We start from the raw sequence: 19,110 nt of genomic DNA on the forward strand, positions 1-19,110 counted from the left end.
AACTGTTCACTATTCACTGTTAACTGCCTCTAAAGTCTTGCCACCCCAAAGGCGTTCGGGTGTAGCTGTCGTTGTTCTGCGTCTTCGCAGATGTCCAGTGCATAGGCCACCACCTTGCGGGTGTCGCGGGGGTCGATAATGCCGTCGTCCCACAGGTGGGCGGTGCCGTAAAGGGCAGTGGACTGGCTATCGAGTTTTTGCGCGGTGGTCTGCTGCAGCATATCGAGCACTTTTTCATCCGGTTCCAGACCCGCCGCCCGTTGTTTGGCTTCGGCGACGATGCGCAACACGGTACCGGCCTGCTGGCCACCCATGACAGCGACTTTGGAATTGGGCCAGGCAAAGATGAAGCGCGGATCCAGCCCCCGGCCACACATGGCATAGTTGCCGGCGCCATAGGAGCCACCAATGACCACGGAGATTTTCGGTACCCGGGCATTGGCCACCGCCTGGAGCATCTTGGAGCCGTGCTTGATCACGCCATTCTGCTCGGCATCGGTGCCGACCATGAAACCGGTGGTGTTGTGAAGAAACAGTAGTGGCCGGCGAGTCTGGTCACACAGCTGAATAAACTGTGCTGCCTTGGCGGCACCTCGGGGGGTAATGGGGCCGTTGTTGCCAATAATACCGACGGGCTTACCCTCGATGGTGGCCCAGCCACACACTGTGGCACTGTCCCATTCGTTCTTGAAATCCAGGAAGTCAGAGGCGTCGACCACGCGGGCAATCACTTCGCGCACGTCGTAGGGTTTCTTGCTGTCGTCAGGGATCACGCCGAGCAGTTCTTCCGGATCGTAAGCCGGTGGTTGGTGGTCCGGTGCTTTCTGCGCGGCGCGTTGCCAGCCCAGCAGGCGAATCAGATCGCGGGCCTGGCGAATGCCGTCGGCATCATTCTCTGCCAGGTATTCGGCGGTGCCGGCGGTTCCGCTGTGCATTTCGGCTCCGCCGAGTTCTTCATCCGTGGCGATTTCCCCGGTGGCGGCTTTCAGTAGCGGCGGCCCGGCCAGAAACATCTTGGCGCGGTTGCGTACCACGACCACATAATCGGACAGGCCCGGCTGATAGGCGCCGCCAGCGGTGGCGTTGCCGTGCACGACGGTAATTTGCGGGACGCCAGCGGCAGACAGCCGTGCCTGATTGGCGAAGGTGCGGGCGCCTTCTACAAACACATCCGCGGCGTAATTCAGGTTGGCACCACCGGATTCCACCAGACTGACAACGGGCAGTTTGTTTTCCAGTGCGATGCGTTGCAGGCGAAGGGTCTTGTGCAGCCCGGAGGGTGTGACCGTGCCGCCCTTGATGGCCGAGTTCGAGGCGGTGACCAGGCAGCGTACCCCGGACACATAGCCGATACCGGCGATAACCCCGCCACCGGCTTCGGTGCCGTCCTTGTCATCATGCATCTTGTAGCCGGCCAGATTCATCAGGCTCAGGAACGGTGAGCCGGCATCCAGCAGACGGGAGACCCGTTCGATGGGCAGCAGCTGGCCGCGCTTGTCGAACTTCGGGCGCTTGCTTTCCGCGGTGTCCACCACCTTCTGTTCGATGGCACGGAATTCCTCGATGGCGGCCAGCAGAGCGTCGCGGTTCTGCTGGTATTCCTCGCTTTGGGTGTCCAGTGTGGAGTCGATGACAGCCATTAGAGATCCTTGAATACGTCGGGCGTGGTGGCGCGGTGGAAGCCGTCGAACGGCGCACTGTTGTCGTGATCGGGCAGCGGGAAGACCGCCACATTGCCCTGGCTGGCGGCACCGTCGATGCGCAGGGTGTCGCCGCTGATAAAGGCCGCGGCATCACTGAGCAGGAAGCAGATTGCCCCGGAAATTTCGGCCTCGTTGCCCATGCGCTTGAGTGGCACAGCGGCCTTGAGGGTTTTCAGTGTCTGCTTGAAGCCCTCGGGGTAAGTGTCCATGCCACTGGACATGATCCAGCCGGGGGCAACCGCGTTGACGCGCACCCCACAGCTTCCCCATTCGTAGGCAGCTGTCTGGGTGAAGTTCACCATGCCGGCACGGGCTGCGCCGGAATGCCCCATCCCCGGCATGCCTGCCCACATGTCCGCGACGATATTGACGATGGCCCCGCCACTGCGGTTCATGCCCTGGGTGAAGACTTCCCGGGCCATCAGGAAGCCCCCGGTCAGGTTGGTGCGCACTACGGTTTCCCAGCCTTTCTGGCTGATCAGGGCCAGCGGGGAGGGGAACTGGCCGCCGGCATTGTTGACCAGACCATGAACGGTCTCTACGGCGTTGTAGACTGCCGCTACGGTGGCTTTGACGGCCTCCTCGTCGCGGATGTCACAGGTAAAGCCCAGTGCCTGGCCACCGTCTTCGTTGATTTCGGCGATCACGCTGTCCAGTTTTTCCTGTTTGCGGCCGATCAGCACCACACGTGCTCCCAATGAGGCCAGCTCATGGGCGGTGCAACGGCCAATGCCGGAGCCGCCGCCGGTCACGATGATGTTTTTGCCGGCAAACAGGTCGGGTTTGAAGACGGAACGGTATGACATGGAATTCCCTTATCTATTGGTTGAAAGCGTCGGACGTCTGATGTCAGGCGCTAAAATCAAAATCATGCCCCCACTTCGTCAGCGATGTCCTGGCTGACAAGGATCGGCATATCCAGCAGTTGCTGGGCAAACGCTTTCCCCTGGGGATCGATGCGCAGGGATGCCATGCCGCCGCCGCCCAGAGCGTTACGCAGCAGGAAATTGAAGGCGTTCATGCCGGGCATGGCCCAGCGTTCCACGCTGCCGGTCTCTGCGTCGAGGACATGCTGCATATAATGCGCAACGGCTTGTTCAGTGAGGGCGGCATCAATAAAGGGCAGGTAGTCAGGGTGCCGGGCGATGACGCCGATATTGGCATGGTTGCCCTTGTCGCCGCTGCGTGCCCAGGCCAGCTTGATCAGCGGAACGGTGGTCAAGTCTGCGGACGTTTGCGTTGCGCCGGCCGGGTCGGCGGGTAGCCTGGCAGGGTCCAGCGGCACACCTGCAGGAATGTCTACGGGGTGCGTTTCGCCGCCAAGATCCACGCTTACCGGCACCTGCTGTTTGTTGACCAGGGTGGAAAACAGCCGGATGCGCGGCACCGGTTTCGGACGACCCCCCACCAGGCCGGAGAGCCCCGGGGCCATCCCGGTGGCGGCCTGGGCGATTTCCCGGGCGAACAGCCCCAGGGCCTTCTTGTCGTCGTGCAGGGCGGCGATCTTGACCACTACCTCTCGGGTGTCGCCGCGCTGTCCCTGGGCGCCGTAGGTGGCCTCGCTGCCAAGAATCTCCACACTGGTTTCCCGGAAGGGAGGCATCCCCAATTGCTGATAAAGACCGGAAACCTTGCGCAGGATCGCATCCGCAACCACCTGGCCTTTTTCCGGGGCACCCATGCCGCCCATCAGGAAAGAGGCGGTAATCCGGTGCCCGTCCGGGTAGGTGGCTGACACCTTGTAACTGTCGGTTGGCGGCAAGCCGCGCGCGCCACTGACGCGTACCCGGTTGTCGCCCTCCTGACTCAGTGTCACTTGGGTAAAATCACACACCACATCCGGGAGGATGTAGGCTCGCGGATCACCGATTTCATAGACGATCTGTTCGCCCACGGTGGCCGGGGTGATCAGTCCGCCGGTGTTGTCGGGTTTGCTGATGATAAAGTCACCGTCGGCAAAGCATTCAGCGATCGGGAATCCCATGTTGTGAAAATCGGGGACCTCTTGCCAATCGGTGAAGTTACCGCCGGTACATTGGGCGCCGCATTCAATCACGTGGCCGGCCAGTGAGCCCTGGGCAAGTTTGTCGTAGTCGTCGTTGGCCCAGTGGAACTCATGCATTAGTGGGCCCAGCACCAGGGCAGAGTCTGCGATGCGCCCGGTAAGTACGATGTCGGCACCGGCATCCAGCGCGGCCTTGATGGGCAGGGCGCCGAGATAGGCATTCATGGTCAGGGTCATGGGGGGCAGGGGCGTGCCGTTGTCCAGCTCGCGGGCTTCGGCAAAATCGGCGCGGCGAGGGTTGAGATCGTCGCCCTCCACCAAGGCAATTTTCAGGTCCACCCCCGCTGCCGAGAAGGCTTTTTCCAGCGCGGCCCGGCAGGCGCGGGGATTGACGCCGCCGGCGTTGCTGATGACCTTGATCCCTTTGCGGCGAATGTCTTTCGCCAGTGGTGCCATGACCTGGGTGACAAAGTCATGGGCGTAACCGGCTTCCGGGTCTTTCAGGCGTGCACCAGCCATGATCGACAGGGTCACCTCGGCAAGATAGTCGAATACCAGGTAATCGATCTCGGCCTGCTTCACCAGCTGGAAAGCGGCGCTGTTGGTGTCGCCCCAGAAAGCGGCGGCGCAGCCGATGCGAATCGAATCGGTCATGTTGGCTCCATTTGCCTGTTTGAGCATGGTTTCGTAAGCTACCAAGCAAGCGCTTGGTCTGTAAAGGTATGGGGTCGAAATTTGTGAGTCCGGTCCCCGGCTTCGCCTTGCTGCCAGCTGCCTGTAACCGGGATAATGCCGCCAGACAAAAAGAGGACAACAATGGCTGAGTCACTGGCAATTAATGGAATCGATGATTCTCCTCGCGGCCGGCTGCTGAGTGCGGCGGCCCACCTGTTTCGCGACAAGGGGTTCGATCGCACCACGGTGCGTGACATTGCGGCATCCGTGGGGATTCAGAGCGGTTCCATTTTTCATCACTTCAAGACCAAGGAAGACATTCTCTATGCGGTGATGGAAGAGGTGATCCACTTCAATACGGCTCGCCTGCGTGATGCGGTGGCCGCGGAATCATCGCCGCAAGGCCAGCTGCGCGCACTGATTCGCGCCGAACTGCAGTCCATTGTGGGCGACACGGCCGAGGCCATGACGGTGATGGTGACGGAATGGCGCTGCCTGAGTGAAGAGAAGCAGCGCAAGGCGCTGGAGTTGCGAAGCATTTATGAACAGCTGTGGCTGGATGCGTTGCAGGCGCTTCATGAGCAGGGAGCGTTCAAGACCGATCCTTTCATCATGCGCCGTCTGCTCACGGGTATGACGGGGTGGGCTCCCAACTGGTTTGACCGCGATGGCTCTCTGACCCTGGATAATCTGGCCGATATCATGCTTGCCCGCGTCGTTGGGGAAAATCCATGATCGGCAATGCCATTGCCTGGGGGCAAACGGGCTACAGCATCATCGAGGAAGGGGAGCTCAATCGTCAGACCTGGGCGCTGGATGTGCATCATTACCTTGTTGCGCGGCCCAATGGACAGAACCTGCCAGGGCGCTTCACCCTGGAAGAGGCAAAGCGCAAGATTGAGGCGCTGGAGGCGGCAGGCGACTGATTTTGCGGTGGTTTTCTGGCCGTTTTGCCCAAGAATTGCCCGTTTAGCGCATTTTGTAGGCAAACGAACATTTTTCTGCAAAAAGCCGTTGACACCCCCGGCCCAATCCCTAAAATGGCGCCCACTTCGCAGCGACGCGAACATGGGTGATTAGCTCAGCTGGGAGAGCATCTGCCTTACAAGCAGAGGGTCGGCGGTTCGATCCCGTCATCACCCACCAAAATTTGAAAGAATTCCGAAAGGAATGTGGAGCGGTAGTTCAGTTGGTTAGAATACCGGCCTGTCACGCCGGGGGTCGCGGGTTCGAGTCCCGTCCGCTCCGCCACTATTCGCAGAAAAGGCTCTCAGAAATGAGGGCCTTTTTTGTTTCAGTCTGTACTGCTCGCGTCATCCTCGCGCCTCCTGTTGCCATTCTCGCCTTTAATGAACTTGTCACCTTTCCTGTGTCTAATCATTTGGACGACATGTGAAATGACAAAAAAGGAAATGACAATGGAAGAACTCTTTGAAGAGCGCCTGGAAGAAAAGCAGTTGATGGAAAGCCTGGAAGAATGGCTGGAAGATGATGATTGGGGCGATGACGGTGAGGAGCTTTAATCCCTCCTCCCGCACCGGTCCCCCCTCAACCACTCCTCTCTACACTTGCCTCGTTCCTTGTATCCCCCTTTCGTAACGGATTGACCTGCATGGGTCGTGCCGCCTTTGTGGCCGCTTTTTTTTATCTGCCATTCAGGTCACACTCTTTCTGTGCCGGCTGACTATAATTGGCCGAACCGTGCTGTGTTTGTCACTTTGGGCGTGACGGGGTAGCCCAGCAACGGTCACTACAATAATTCAGGGAAAGGAAGGGTCCTTCATGTCTTCATCCGCGGTGACATCCGAAGCCATTCTGTTTTTTGATCACCGGGGAATCAGCAAGAGCATGCTGTATTCCGACTTCGAGGCCATTCTTGACGGGATGGTCGGGGTGCCCGAATTCGCAGACAAGGAAGTACGCGGCGCGTATTGCGTGGTGACCGGGCAGCTGAAAGTCCGTGGCCTTGTGCTGTTTACCATCGACTTCGATGAAGACGGGATGGCAGACACGACCTGGAATGTTCCTCTGCGCCACCTTGTTGAGCATGCTGCTCAGGGCCCGGATATGGGGGCCGGCCCGGTGCGACTGGCCTGTCGTAGTCAGTGTCCGGTTGCCTGGCACCAGGATCAATTGTGGGATCCGGGCATGAAGCCAGGAGCCAACGACTTTATTGCGATTCGCGATACTATCATCGAGCGCGGTTCCAAGATGGGATTGGAGCTGGATGATGACCTGGAAGTGCCTGCGTTTGCCCCGCCAGTGCTCGGAGCGGAGGCGCCGCCACCCGCGCCAACCCTCAAGCCGGATGAGGAAGCGCGCAAGAAGGATGACGAAGAACGAGTGCGGCTGGCCCGGATTATCAAGGAGCTGCGTCTGAGAGTGCAGACCCTGGAAAACTCCCAGTCCGAAGAAGCGGCGAAGCTGCGCTATTCCGCTCAACAGAAAGAAGAAATTCTTAATGCCCAGATCGAAAAGGTCATGGGGCAGTTCAAGGCGCTGAAGTCCCAGAACGGTGCCTTGCGGGAACAGAACGAGTCGCTAAAGGCCCAGGTGCTGTCGTTGAACCAAAGCCTGGAAGAGCAAAGTCGACGTAGCGAAAATCAGGGTAGCGAGCTGGAGGTACTGACCGAACAGTACAAGCTGGCTCTGGAGCAGCGTCTGGAAGAAGAACGCGCTCGCCTGGCTGAGCAGATCCATGCCAAGGAAATGGATGTACTCAACCGCGATGATTTGATCGGCGAGCTTCGCGGGGAGGTGACCGCGCTGAAGCGAAACCAGGCCAAGGAAGCCAACAGCGGCGCCCAGAAAGTGTTGGAAAAGCTGGAAGAGCTGGGCCTCAGCTTTATCGCGTTTCACCCTGGCGCGGGCCATATCTCTATCCCTGCCAACCAGATTGCCGGTTACATGGAAAACCCGGTGGCGTTTGCCGCTCGCAAGTGCCTGGTGACCGAAGACCATTACCGTGCCTGGCTGGCACATTACGAAAATCCGGTTTGCCAGGTGGGAATTGGCCAGGATGGACAGGCCTGCGGCAAGCGAGTGATTCGTGTTGAGGTGCCGAACCAGTTCAAGCCGGGAGTCTCGGATTGTAATGCCAATCGCTGTCCTAACTGTCGCAATGATTCAGCAATCGACAACGTATTGCGATTTCGATAGCCGGGCTTTGTTAATGCAAAAATGTGAACTGGTTCCGAGTTGTCGGGAAGTGGTAGGTTTTTTGCAGTAATTGGTGCTGATAAAACCCAATAACAGCAATAAGCAGAATGACCGGGAGCGGCAGTTATGGCACGCGAGTCCATTGATAAAAGCCTTCTTCAGACCTTTGTGCCTGTAAATGCCTTGTCTGGCGACCAGCTCGACTGGCTGCTGGATCAGCAGGAAGTGTGCCGCTATGTGTCAGATGATGTCCTTTTTTCGTTAGGTGATCAGGATAACACCACCATTTACCTGCTTAGCGGCAAAGTGCAGCTGACGGACGAAGAGGGGAATACCCAGGTTGTCAGTGCAGGGGATACGGCGTCCTGGCATCCGCTGGATCATGCCCAGCCCCGTCGCAGTACCGCCCGTGCACTGGGCGAGGTGAGTGTTGTCCGTTTTGACAGTTTTCGTCTGGATACCATTCTGTCCTGGGATCAGTCTGCCGGTTACGTGATTCTGGACATCAATGCCAACTCCGCCTACCAGAACGATCGCGAGTGGATGATTCGTCTGCTCAAATCCAAGCTGTTTCACCGGGTCCCGCCCACCAATATCCTGGAAATCTTCCGGCGTCTGCGCGCGTTCCGTCAGAAGGAGGGGGATGTGATCATTCGCCAGGGCGAGGCTGCTGATTGCTGTTACATCCTCAAGGAAGGCGTATGTGAGGTATCCATCAGCATGGGCGACAGTGTGCCAACGCCGGTAGCCATGCTGGAAGAGGGGCAATGGTTTGGTGAAGAAGCACTGCTGTCCGGCAAGCCACGAAACGCTACGGTGACCATGGCCACCGACGGGGTCTTGATGAAGCTGGATCGCAAGGATTTCGATGCGCTGCTGCGTGAACCCATTATCAACACGATGGGTGCGGACAAAGTGCTGGAGTCGGTGGATCGCGGTGCCTGGTGGCTGGATGTCCGAACCAGTGATGAGTTTGATCAGGAGCATCTGGTCGGCGCCACAAATATGCCGCTGAATGTGCTGCGCCTGAAATCCCGCCTGCTGGATCCGAGCAAGACCTATGTGGCCTATTGTGACACCGGGCGCCGTAGCGCAACGGCCGCTTTTCTGTTAAAAAACGCCGGTTTGGACGTAATCGTTCTGGATGGCGGGCTAAATGCCAATGCTGCTACCCTGAACGAGTACCTCACTCAGGGGTGATGGCTGCCGCCGGTAGCGTCCCCCGCAACCGGCTGCAGCAACCGCTGCCCCAGGGATTTCCGTGGCGCAAGACAAGTTTCGCAATATTGGGCTGATTGCCCGTTCGGAGAGTGAGCAGGCGCTGTATTCCCTGCGCCAGCTGATTCACTTCCTGCATGGACGGGATTGCACCGTCATCCTCGACAAACACATTATCTCCAGCTTGCCTGAGATGGGGCTGCAAGCGGCCAGTCCGGCGCAGATGGGGGAGGCCTGTGACTTGGTCATTGTCGTTGGTGGTGACGGCAGTCTGTTGGGGGCCGCTCGTACTTTGGCACGTTTCGATGTGCCGGTGCTGGGGGTTAACCGCGGGCACCTGGGCTTTCTGACCGATATCCTTCCTTCCGAGATTGAGTCTCGGGTAGGGCAGGTGCTGGATGGGGATTACACCACCGAGCGCCGCTTTCTGCTGGATCTTGAAGTGCGTCGTGGCAAGACCGTGGTCGGCGAGGGCGCGGCCCTTAATGATGTGGTGTTGCTGTCCGGTGACAGCGTGCACATGATCGACTTCGAACTCATGATTGACGGCCATTTCGTCTACGCCCAGCGGTCTGATGGCCTGATTGTGTCCACGCCTACGGGGTCCACAGCCTATGCCTTGTCCGGTGGTGGGCCGATCATGCACCCCAAGCTGGATGCCATGGTGCTGGTGCCCCTTAATCCGCATACCCTCACCAGCCGGCCATTGGTGGTGGCGGGGGACAGTGAGATCAAGATCCACATCACCACTGAAAAAGTACGTCCTCTTGTCAGCTGTGACGGCACAGAGGGGATTCGCCTGCAGGTGGATGATATTATTGCCATCAAGAAGAAGCCCCACCGGCTGCGTCTCATCCATCCGCCGGGGCACGACTTCTATCAGGCTTGCCGCTCGAAACTGGGCTGGAGTACCCGGCCTGGCGATAGCAACTGAACTGCAGTTTCAGTGAATAGCGAAAGTCAAAAGACGGGCAAAAGCCTGTCGTAGGGCAGAAATCGGCGTGCGCCGATCTCCGCCATGATGCATTTGAAACCGGAACACATCATGAGTTATCAAAGCTTCGAAGACCTGATTGCCACCATGACCCCAGAGATCTGTGACAACATGCGTCGCGCCGTGGAGCTGGGCAAGTGGCCTGATGGCCGCGTGCTCTCAAAAGAGCAGCGCGAGATGTGTATGCAGGCCGTGCTGACCTGGGAGGCAAAACACCTGCCTGAAGAGCAGCGCACGGGGTATATGGAGCAGGCCTGCAAGAGTGATTCAGGCAAGGCTGAGGAGCAGCCTGTGACGCTGAGAGGTCCGGATACCCTGCAATAGAAAATCGCAGGCTTGCATAATTATGCACGTGACCGACGGGTCGTCGTTTTTTTGCTTCTAACAGTCTCTTTTTCCTGCGTTTCCTGTGTTTTCCCCATTGGTATGCCTCCAGTCATACTGTAATCTTCCTATGCGGCGTCCTGTGGCTCTCAGTAAGTGAGCGTAGTAACAGGCCTCGGGAGACGGTGGAATGAGCCGCCTTTGCCGGCTTTTCGGCAGAAAATAATTAGATAACAATCGGTTTGGGAGAACCCATGCATATCTACAAGAAAGTACTGCCTGCGGCAGTCGCTATGGCTCTGGCCGCCTGTGGTGGCGGCAGTGATACAGTTCCTGATCAAAGCGAAGGCGCGACCTACCTGGGTACGCATCCCCGTTTTGATCCCATTACCTCTGATCTGCCTCTCAATACCGACCTGATTTTTGCCGCTGCGGCAACCAGCGACGGTACGGCCAATGTGGGTGTGCCCGAAAATGCGATTGAGGCAGCGGTGAACAAGCTGGACGGCTTCTCCGTTTCAGCCTATTTCGATATTGCGTTTGAGGGCAGCATTGACGCTGCCAGCCTGTGTACGCCTATCCAGGCTGCCATGGGTGCCGGTTGTGCGCCGAATATCTTCCTGGTGCCGCTGGATACATCCGGTGGTGATGGCGATGCCCTGAACCCGGAAAACGTCGTGGGTGTCGATACCGGCTTGATGGCCACTACGGCCTTCACTGCCAGCGTGGAATCTGTTGGCGGTAGCAGCAATAACGTGTTGCGCATTACTCCGGTGACCCCGCTCAAGGCAAAAACCAAGTACCTGGTGTTCCTGACCGAAGGCTTGATGGACACCTCGGGTGAGCAGGTAGGGGGTTCTGCCGCTTACCGCATCATGGGCGCCAGTGAGCCTGCACTGCCAGACTCCCTGGCTCCGGTCCGGGCTGCGGTGCAGGGCTGGGAAACCATTGCGGCGGGGGTGCTGATGGGCGCCGGTCTGCACACGGATGCTGATGAAGCCAAGCATTCCGTGGTGATTTCCTACACCTTCACCACTACCGATCCGCTGACGCCGCTGGTGGCCATGGCTGCCCCGCGTGCTGCCATCTATCAATCACAAGTGGATGCAGGTGCGGACCCCAGTACCGCCGCCGCGAACGCAGCAGCGCTTGAGCCTCTACTAAGTACCCCTAAAGCCCGGACCGTGGCGGTCAACGCTGCCACCGGTATCGATTTTGGTACCCTGACCCAGGGGGCTCTGGCGGCTGATGTGGGTACGCTTTATACCGGTGCGATTGATCTGCCTTATTACCAGAAGGCTCCGGCCTCTGCCGCTGATCTGAGCTACCTGCAGACTGACTGGAGTGCAGACCAGGTGCTGGGCTCCCAGCTTGGTAATGGTATTCCCCCGATGGATGTGGATGGCACCTACAATGTGACCTACCGCTATCCGTTTGCCGCGAAGACCGGCGATGAGACTGTGCCCCTGCAGGTAACGTTGCCTAATCCGGCGGCGACGCCAGCGGAGCTGGGTGGTGCGAGCTGTGCTCAAGTGCGTGATAACACCGGTTACCCCACGGTGATTTACGTGCATGGCATCACCAGCGACCGGACCTCGGTGATGGCGCTGGGGCATACCCTGGCCTCCAAGTGTGTTGCCACTGTGGCCATCGATCTGCCTGTTCACGGTGTGCCGGCCAACAGTGCGTTTGCTGCAGCCCTGAACGTGGAAAACAGCCAGATGATTCCGTTCCAGACGCTGTATGGGGATGCACTGCATGAGCGTCACTTCAATGTGACTCAGGATGCGAGCGGGAACCCGGCGGCAATGAACTTTGCCAACCCGACCGCCCTGGACGGTTCTGGCGCCTGGTTCATCAATCTGGCTGACCTCGCCAATACCCGTGACAACCTGCGTCAATCGGTAATGGACCTGCTTAATCTGAATGCCAGCCTGGCTGATATCAGTGCCCTGGATATTGACGGCAACGGTACGCTGAATACCAATAACGTGACGGTTGTGGGTGTGTCACTTGGCTCCATCGTCGGTTCCGTGTTCAGTACCGTAAACCAGATTGCCATGAGCAATGATGCAAGCTTTGGTAGCAACCTGAACCCGATTGCGGGCTTTGTGGGTTCTTCTGGCGGGGCTCAGTTGGCGCATCTGCTGAATACATCGCCGACCTTTGGTCCGCGTATTCAGGCGGGTCTGGCGGCTAACGGTGTCCAGTCCACCAGCGCGGACTACCAGAAGTTCCTGTACGTTGCACAGAGCACCATGGCTTCGGGCGATCCGGTGAACTTTGCCAGCACGCTTGATAGCCTGGATGTTCCGGTTCTGCTGCAGCAAATCAATGGTGATACCGTTGTGCCGAATGGCGATGCTGCGCTGCCGCTGATGGGGTCCGAGGGGCTCGCTTCCCTTGCGGGTGCCAGCCAGCTGGGTGCGGGTGCGGCTAACGTTACCTCGACGCCTGGTATCGTGAAGATGACAGCGGGTGGCCACGCTTCCCTGCTGACGCCTTCTGGTGGTGCGCCGCAGGTGACAGCTGAACTGCAGGCCCAGGTGGTGAGCTTTGTGTTGTCCAATGGCGCTCAGGTTGCCGTTGGCAGTCAGGCTGCTGCAGATGTGGAAGCGCCAGCTCCCTGAGTTTGCCCACTACTGACGTGTTCCAACAACACCTCGCCCCGGCGGGGTGTTGTTGTTTTGGGGACGCGGTAAGATACCGCGACATCCCCCTCGCAGGAGTTTCTGATGGAAACAGCGCATTCTGCTGTGAAAACTACCCGTCTGGATGAGTATCGTCCGCCCGCTTTTCGGGTCGATGAAGTGCGGCTGGACGTAGACATTCATGATGGTGTGACGACGGTCAGCAGTGAGTTGGTGCTGCAGCGGCATCCGGATGCTGCTGGTGTGACCAGTATGACCTTCAATGGCGAAGGGTTGTTGTTGCGATCGTTGGCGCTGGATGGTGTTGCCCTGAGTGAAGCTCACTACCGCTATGAGGCTGGCCTGCTCACCGTGGATGGCTTGCCTGAGCGTTGTACGCTGAGCTCGGTGGTGGATATCGAGCCGGAAAAAAATACCGCTCTGGAAGGGTTGTACCTGTCGAAGGGAATGTATTGCACGCAATGTGAGGCTGAGGGATTCCGTCACATTACCTTTTTCCCGGATCGCCCTGACGTGTTGTCCCGGTTTACCACCACCGTTCGGGCAGACAAGGCGCGTTTCCCGCTGTTGCTTTCCAACGGCAATCCGGTGGCCTGCGGTGAAGAGGGTGGGCGACATTGGGTGACCTGGGAGGATCCGTTCCCGAAACCCTGTTATCTGTTTGCGTTGGTGGCAGGGGACCTGGCCTGTCTGGAAGATACCTTCACCACCATGTCTGGTCGTGAAGTCGCATTGCGCTTGTACGCCGAGCACCGTGACCTGGACAAGCTGGATCACGCCATGGAATCGCTGAAGCAGGCCATGCGTTGGGACGAGCAGACCTATGGTCGGGAATACGATCTGGATATCTACATGATCGTAGCGGTGAGTCATTTCAATATGGGGGCCATGGAGAACAAGGGGCTGAATATCTTCAATACCTCCTGTGTCCTGGCGCACCCGGCGACCACAACCGATGCGGGCTTTCAGCGGGTGGAATCGGTGGTTGCCCATGAATATTTCCACAATTGGTCCGGTAACCGGGTGACCTGTCGGGACTGGTTTCAGCTGAGCCTGAAAGAAGGGTTTACCGTATTCCGTGATCAGGAATTCTCGGCGGACATGAACTCTGCGGCGGTAAAGCGTGTCGAGGATGTGGATTTTCTGGTGAATCATCAATTTCCGGAAGACCAGGGGCCTATGGCTCACCCGGTGCGGCCTTCCGAGTATCAGAAAATTGATAACTTCTACACCCTGACGATTTATGAGAAAGGGGCCGAGATCGTGCGCATGCAGTACCACCTGCTTGGCGCGGAGGGGTTTCGCAAGGCCACGGATCTGTACTTTGAGCGCTTCGATGGTCAGGCGGTCACCTGTGACGATTTTGTCGCCTGCATGGAAGAAGTGTCAGGGCTGGACCTGAGCCAGTTCAAGCGCTGGTACAGCCAGGCAGGCACACCAATCTTGTCGGTGACGGCGACGCAGGACGAGCAAGGCTACAGCCTGAATTTCCGACAACAAACACCGCCGACTCCGGGGCAGGCAGAGAAATTGCCAGTGGTGATTCCGGTGAGAATAGCGCTGCTCGATCGTGACGGTGAGCCGGTCATACTGGATGAGCAGGGCCGCCGTGAAGCCGTGTTGATTGTGGACCAGCAGGAACAGCGTTTCGTCTTTCCTGGCGTCTCCGGGGTTACGCCTTCCTTGCTGCGAGGGTTTTCGGCTCCAGTGGTGCTGCAGCATGATTATCGGGACGGGCAGCTTGAGCACTTGTTGGCCCATGACAGTGATGGATATTGCCGATGGGCGGCCTCGCGGGAGCTCTACTTTGCGGCGCTGGATCGCTTGGTGAAGGGCGAGGGCGGCACTGAAAATGTTGAGCAAGCTGCCGAACAGGAGGCGAACCAGTTGGCGGCAGTGCTTGACCAGGTCATTGCGCGAGCCGGGGAAGATGCCGCCCAGGCTGCGCTGCTGTTGGCTCTGCCGTCAGAGGTGGCCCTGGGGGATCGTCATGTACCGCTGGATCCGGGGCGGGTGCATGTGGCGCACCGGTCCTTGAGGCGGGCGCTGGGTCATGCGCTTCAGTCGCAATGGCAGGAGCTGTCCGAATCATTGCTCGCTACCGAATTGCAAATGGATGGCGTTGCCATGGGGCGTCGCCAGCTACGCAATCTGGCGCTGGAGTATCTTGCGGCAGGCGATCACCCGGAAGCAGAGCGCATTGCGGTGGAGTTGTTCGAGCTGCCACTGTGTATGTCGGAAGAACTGGGGGCGCTGCGAACCCTGGTGCACTATCAATTGCCCGGGGCTGCGCAGGCGCTGGCCCAGTTCGAAAAGCGCTGGAAAGACGAGGCGTTGGTGATGGATCAGTGGTTCTCGGTACAGGCCTCGGCAGGCGGGACAGATCAGGTGGAGCGGGTGCGCGGGCTGTTGCAGCATCCTGCGTTTGACTGGGCTACACCCAACCGGGTGCGATCCGTGGTGGGGGCCTTTGCCGGCAGTAATCCGTCGGCTTTCCATGCGGAGGATGGCAGTGGCTACCGTCTGTTTGCCGAGATGTTGGCGAAGGTGGATGCGCTGAACCCACAAATCGCTGCCCGTATTGCCAATGCGGCGGCTCGCTTGCCCCGCCTCAAGCCGAATCTTCAGGCGATGCTTCGGGCTGAGTTGGAGTCGGTGCAGGCAGATGCCTCGCCCAACCTGTCGGAAGTGTTGGGCAGGGTGTTAACTGTTTGAAATGCTAAAGTTTGCCTATTAATGAATCCCCGCTTTAAGCCGTGACTGATTGGTCGTAAATCAGCTTTCTGGGGGGATTCATTTTTAGCTGTGATGTGTAAGAATTATGCATTAGTGCGATGCTGAACCGTATCAGGAAGAATGATGGGACCTGGTGCGGGCATCATGGGAGAGTCAGCAGCGCGCAAGAACAATAAATAGCCGTAATGGCGACTCGGAGTAGCTAGAATGAATAATAACCCCCTGCGCAAGACCAGGCTTGCGCTGGCTGTGGCCAGTGTAACCGCCCTCAGTGGTCTGACCTCACCCGCTTCTGCTGTTCAACTGCAATTCGACAACCCGGACTGGCAAGGCCGACTGGATACAACGCTGTCTGTCGGTGCGTTGTTCCGTACCGAAGGCCAGGACAGCATGCTGGCCGCCACCGGTGATGTGGTAGACATGACCGTTAGTGGTTATGGGACACAGATCAACAAGAACGATGCCAACAACAACTTCGATACCGGTCTGGCGTCGTTGGTGTACAAGATTACCCCTGAGCTGGACCTGAGCTGGCAAGGCAAGTACGGCATGTTCCTGCGTGGCACGGCTTTCTATGATCAACAGATCATGGGCGGTGGTCATGATGGCGGTATCCTGAATGCTTCTGCGCCTTATGTGCCGGGTAATGGTTTTACCCGTTACGCCACCTACTCTGACTACGCGAACAACGGTATTGGAGACGATTTCACCAGCGATGCCGAACGTTATGCTGGTCAGCGTGCCCGCCTGCTGGATGCTTACGTCTGGGGTAACTTCGACCTGTTCGAGCGTCCCCTGAACGTGCGTATCGGCCAACAGGTTATCAACTGGGGTGAAGCCCTGTTCATGACCAACGGGGTGAACACGGCGAACTATTTCGACTTGAATGCTCTGCGCCTGCCAGGCTCCGAAATCAAGGAAGCCCTGCTGCCGCTGGACAGCGTCTACTTCTCCTACGGTTTGACGTTCAACGCCACGGTGGAAGCGTTCTACCAGTTCGAGTGGAAAAACTCTGAAGATGCACCGGTAGGCACCTACTTCTCGACCCATGATGCGTTCCCCGGCAAAGGGGCCGATCACGTTATTGTTGATGGTCGTGTGGTGGCGTTGGGCGCTGGCGTGCCTGGGCTGGAAAATGCATTCGCTGCGTACACCGGCTCCGCTTATGGTGCGGGTTACGAATACGAGGCAACCCAGGTGACGGTTGACCGTATGCGTGACCGTGAAGCCAGCGACAGCGGCCAGTTTGGTCTGGCATACCGTTACTTTGCGGAAGCGCTGAACGGCACCGAGTTTGCCCTGTACTACACCCGTACCCATTCCCGTACTCCGGTGGTGGGTTCCCGTATCAACCAGATCAACACTTCTGGTCCGGCAGGTATGGCGCAAACCATTGATACTACCGAGTATCAAATGGCCTATGTTGAAGATCAGGACATGATCGGTGGTAGCTTCAACACCAGCATTGGCAACATGTCGCTGGCAGGGGAAATCGCGTATCGCCCGAATCGTGCGATTATCAATGCGGTTGGTGATGACCTGATTTCGGCCCTGGCAGGTGCTTCTGCCAATCCGGCACCGACCGTTGGCGATTTGACCCAGCACTGTGTGCGTTCTGAAATGGGCGGCAGCTGTCTGGACGGCGGAACCGCTGTTCAGGAAGGGCAGATGTATTACTTCTATGACGAAGTAGATAGCTACAACGGCTCTCTGGTCAGCATCTTCAACTTCGGCCCTGCACTGCGCACTGATGGGCTTGTTGCCTTGCTGGAGCTGGGTGTCGAGCACATCGACGGTCTGGAGAACCCGGATCTGGAGTACAACTCCACCGCAGCAATCATGACCTCAGAAGCCCAGATTCTGAGCCCGGATGACCCGGACAAGTACTTCCTGGACGATACCTCCTGGGGTTACCGTGCGGTACTGAAGGCGGAGTACAACAACGTCTTCGCGGGCGTTTCCATGAGCCCGAGCGTCCGTATTGCGCATGACGTGGACGGTAACTCGCCGATTGGCGGTAACTTCATGGAAGGTCGCAAGGCCGCGACTCTGGGTGTGAATTTTGTGTACTTGAACAACCTGGAAGTGGCGCTGTCCGGCACCAGCTTCTGGGGTGCCAAATATTCCAACAAACTGGCCGACCGAAACAATGCTTCGGTTTCCGTTAAGTACTCTTTCTAATTTTTTGCGGGCCGCGGGTGCGGCCCGATTTTACGGAGAGCAATCATGTTGAAGAAATTGACCGCAATGGGCAGCGCGCTGGCGTTGTCACTGAGCGTAGCGGCCAATGTGCAGGCGGCCGTTCCCGCATCTGAAGCTGCCAAGCTGGGTACTTCGACCTTGACGCCGTTCGGCGCTCAGGTGAAAGGTAACGGCAAGGCGACATCCTCTGGTCTGGGTATTCCTGATTGGACCGGGGGTATTCAGCGCAAGGATATTCCCAAGGACTACACCCGTCCGGGTCAGCATCACCCCGACCCGTACAAGAATGACAAGATCGCTTTGACCATTACCGCGCAGAATGTCGGCCAGTACGCTGACAAAGTGCCGGATGGCGTTCAGGCGATGCTGAAAACCTACCCGGACACGTTCAAATTGAACGTGTACCCAAGCCACCGTTCTACTTCTGCTCCGCAGTGGGTATACGACAACACCAAGAGCAATGCGACCAAGGCGAAGCTGGGTAAAACCGGTGTGGATAATGCCTTTGGCGGCATTCCGTTCCCGATCCTGACTGGTTCCAATGAAGACAAGGCGCTGCAGGCTATCTGGAACCACATCCTGCGTTGGCGTGGTCTGTACATTGTTCGCCGTGCGTCTGAAGTCGCCGTACAGCGTAACGGTGCATACTCCCTGATCACCTCTCAGCAGGAAGTGTATTTCCGCTATTACGATCCGAAGTACAACTTCGACAGCCTTGATAACATCATCTTCTACTACCTGTCCTTCACCAAGGCGCCAGCACGTCTGGCCGGTGGTGCGGTGCTGGTGCACGAAATGCTGGATCAGCAGAAGATGCCACGTCAGGCGTGGGGTTATAACGCGGGTCAGCGTCGTGTACGTCGTGCACCGAACCTGGCTTATGACACCCCGATTGCGGCTTCTGACGGCCTGCGTACTGCCGATGACACCGATATGTATAACGGTGCCCCGGACAAGTACAACTGGAAGCTGGTGCATGACAAGCCGGTGGAAATGTTTATCCCCTACAACAATTACAAGCTGGACAGCCCGGACGTGAAGTATGAGACCCTGCTGCAGAAAGGTCACATCAACCCCGACTACCAGCGTTGGGAACTTCACCGTGTGTGGGTAGTGGAAGCCAACCTGAAAGACGGTGAGCGCCATATCTACACCAAGCGTCGTTTCTACATTGATGAAGATTCCTGGCAGATCGCCGCCATCGACCAGTACGACCGTCGTGGCGAGCTGTGGCGTGTCAGCCTGGCCTACATCAAGAACTACTACGAAGTCCCCAGCCAGTGGACCGCTCTTGATACGTTCCATGATCTGCGCGCCCAGCGTTACCACGTGCAGTTCCTGGATAACGAAGAGCCTTCCATCCTCGACTACAGCCAGCCGGTACCGGATGACCGTTACTTCCATCCGGCAGCCCTGCGTCGTCGCGGTCGTGGCTAATCAAAA

General features: G+C 58.0%; 13 protein-coding genes and 2 tRNA genes. 12 read left to right on the forward strand and 3 right to left on the reverse strand.

The genetic code is table 11. The features are described from left to right. Positions 1-29 precede the first annotated feature (29 nt). The 3 genes from A15D_RS14785 to A15D_RS14795 form a co-directional block, all read right to left on the reverse strand. Positions 30-1,640, reverse strand: a complete 1,611-nt coding sequence (locus A15D_RS14785; protein WP_102792553.1) for an acyl-CoA carboxylase subunit beta — start codon at positions 1,638-1,640, stop codon at positions 30-32. Next, entirely contained in the window at positions 1,640-2,509 is an 870-nt protein-coding gene (locus A15D_RS14790; RefSeq protein WP_022984537.1) for an SDR family oxidoreductase, read from the reverse strand. Before A15D_RS14790 ends, A15D_RS14785 begins: the two co-directional genes overlap by 1 nt. Positions 2,510-2,571: 62 nt before the next feature. Then, positions 2,572-4,362 (reverse strand): acyclic terpene utilization AtuA family protein, encoded by a 1,791-nt coding sequence (locus tag A15D_RS14795; RefSeq protein WP_102792554.1) that lies wholly within the window; start codon positions 4,360-4,362, stop codon positions 2,572-2,574. 162 nt (positions 4,363-4,524) lie between these two features. On the opposite strand from A15D_RS14795, the gene A15D_RS14800 reads away from it, so the two are divergent. The 12 genes from A15D_RS14800 (at position 4,525) to A15D_RS14855 (ending at position 19,104) form a co-directional block, all read left to right on the forward strand. Beyond that, positions 4,525-5,118 carry a TetR/AcrR family transcriptional regulator gene (locus A15D_RS14800; protein ID WP_102792555.1) on the forward strand — a complete coding sequence of 198 codons (594 nt, stop codon included), beginning with the start codon at positions 4,525-4,527 and terminating at the stop codon, positions 5,116-5,118. Continuing rightward, positions 5,115-5,309 carry a hypothetical protein gene (locus tag A15D_RS14805; protein WP_022984540.1) on the forward strand — a complete coding sequence of 65 codons (195 nt, stop codon included), beginning with the start codon at positions 5,115-5,117 and terminating at the stop codon, positions 5,307-5,309. Before A15D_RS14800 ends, A15D_RS14805 begins: the two co-directional genes overlap by 4 nt. A gap of 144 nt (positions 5,310-5,453) precedes the next feature. Then, positions 5,454-5,529: transfer RNA gene (locus A15D_RS14810), tRNA-Val, on the forward strand. A gap of 28 nt (positions 5,530-5,557) precedes the next feature. Beyond that, positions 5,558-5,634 (forward strand) — tRNA-Asp (locus A15D_RS14815). A 531-nt stretch (positions 5,635-6,165) separates the two neighbouring features. Continuing rightward, a complete protein-coding gene (locus A15D_RS14820) occupies positions 6,166-7,542 on the forward strand; it encodes a hypothetical protein (RefSeq protein ID WP_102792556.1) in 1,377 nt (458 codons plus the stop codon). 126 nt (positions 7,543-7,668) lie between these two features. Continuing rightward, positions 7,669-8,742, forward strand: a complete 1,074-nt coding sequence (locus A15D_RS14825; protein ID WP_102792557.1) for a cyclic nucleotide-binding domain-containing protein — start codon at positions 7,669-7,671, stop codon at positions 8,740-8,742. A 61-nt stretch (positions 8,743-8,803) separates the two neighbouring features. Beyond that, on the forward strand, positions 8,804-9,694 hold the full coding sequence (locus A15D_RS14830) for an NAD(+) kinase (protein ID WP_022984544.1): 891 nt from the start codon (positions 8,804-8,806) through the stop codon (positions 9,692-9,694). A 111-nt stretch (positions 9,695-9,805) separates the two neighbouring features. Further along, entirely contained in the window at positions 9,806-10,078 is a 273-nt protein-coding gene (locus A15D_RS14835) for a YeaC family protein (protein WP_022984545.1), read from the forward strand. Between the two features lie 254 nt (positions 10,079-10,332). Beyond that, positions 10,333-12,708: a hypothetical protein gene (locus A15D_RS14840; protein WP_102792558.1), complete on the forward strand. Its 2,376-nt coding sequence runs from the start codon at positions 10,333-10,335 to the stop codon at positions 12,706-12,708. Between the two features lie 105 nt (positions 12,709-12,813). Next, positions 12,814-15,444: an aminopeptidase N gene (gene pepN / locus A15D_RS14845; protein ID WP_102792559.1), complete on the forward strand. Its 2,631-nt coding sequence runs from the start codon at positions 12,814-12,816 to the stop codon at positions 15,442-15,444. 228 nt (positions 15,445-15,672) lie between these two features. Next, positions 15,673-17,646: a DUF1302 domain-containing protein gene (locus A15D_RS14850; RefSeq protein WP_102792560.1), complete on the forward strand. Its 1,974-nt coding sequence runs from the start codon at positions 15,673-15,675 to the stop codon at positions 17,644-17,646. Between the two features lie 45 nt (positions 17,647-17,691). After that, positions 17,692-19,104, forward strand: coding sequence for a DUF1329 domain-containing protein (locus A15D_RS14855; protein WP_102792561.1), 1,413 nt, complete (start codon positions 17,692-17,694; stop codon positions 19,102-19,104). Positions 19,105-19,110 lie beyond the last annotated feature (6 nt).

The sequence above is a fragment of the Alcanivorax sp. MD8A genome (assembly GCF_002888555.1).
Classification (GTDB): domain Bacteria; phylum Pseudomonadota; class Gammaproteobacteria; order Pseudomonadales; family Alcanivoracaceae; genus Alcanivorax.

Bases quoted from the DNA above. Each gene is read 5' to 3' on its own strand.
- A15D_RS14785 (WP_102792553.1), bottom strand. From the start codon at position 1,640: ATGGCTGTCATCGACTCCACACTGGACACCCAAAGCGAGGAATACCAG.
- A15D_RS14790 (WP_022984537.1), bottom strand. From the start codon at position 2,509: ATGTCATACCGTTCCGTCTTCAAACCCGACCTGTTTGCCGGCAAAAAC.
- A15D_RS14795 (WP_102792554.1), bottom strand. From the start codon at position 4,362: ATGACCGATTCGATTCGCATCGGCTGCGCCGCCGCTTTCTGGGGCGAC.
- A15D_RS14800 (WP_102792555.1), top strand. From the start codon at position 4,525: ATGGCTGAGTCACTGGCAATTAATGGAATCGATGATTCTCCTCGCGGC.
- A15D_RS14805 (WP_022984540.1), top strand. From the start codon at position 5,115: ATGATCGGCAATGCCATTGCCTGGGGGCAAACGGGCTACAGCATCATC.
- A15D_RS14820 (WP_102792556.1), top strand. From the start codon at position 6,166: ATGTCTTCATCCGCGGTGACATCCGAAGCCATTCTGTTTTTTGATCAC.
- A15D_RS14825 (WP_102792557.1), top strand. From the start codon at position 7,669: ATGGCACGCGAGTCCATTGATAAAAGCCTTCTTCAGACCTTTGTGCCT.
- A15D_RS14835 (WP_022984545.1), top strand. From the start codon at position 9,806: ATGAGTTATCAAAGCTTCGAAGACCTGATTGCCACCATGACCCCAGAG.
- A15D_RS14840 (WP_102792558.1), top strand. From the start codon at position 10,333: ATGCATATCTACAAGAAAGTACTGCCTGCGGCAGTCGCTATGGCTCTG.
- pepN (WP_102792559.1), top strand. From the start codon at position 12,814: ATGGAAACAGCGCATTCTGCTGTGAAAACTACCCGTCTGGATGAGTAT.
- A15D_RS14850 (WP_102792560.1), top strand. From the start codon at position 15,673: ATGAATAATAACCCCCTGCGCAAGACCAGGCTTGCGCTGGCTGTGGCC.
- A15D_RS14855 (WP_102792561.1), top strand. From the start codon at position 17,692: ATGTTGAAGAAATTGACCGCAATGGGCAGCGCGCTGGCGTTGTCACTG.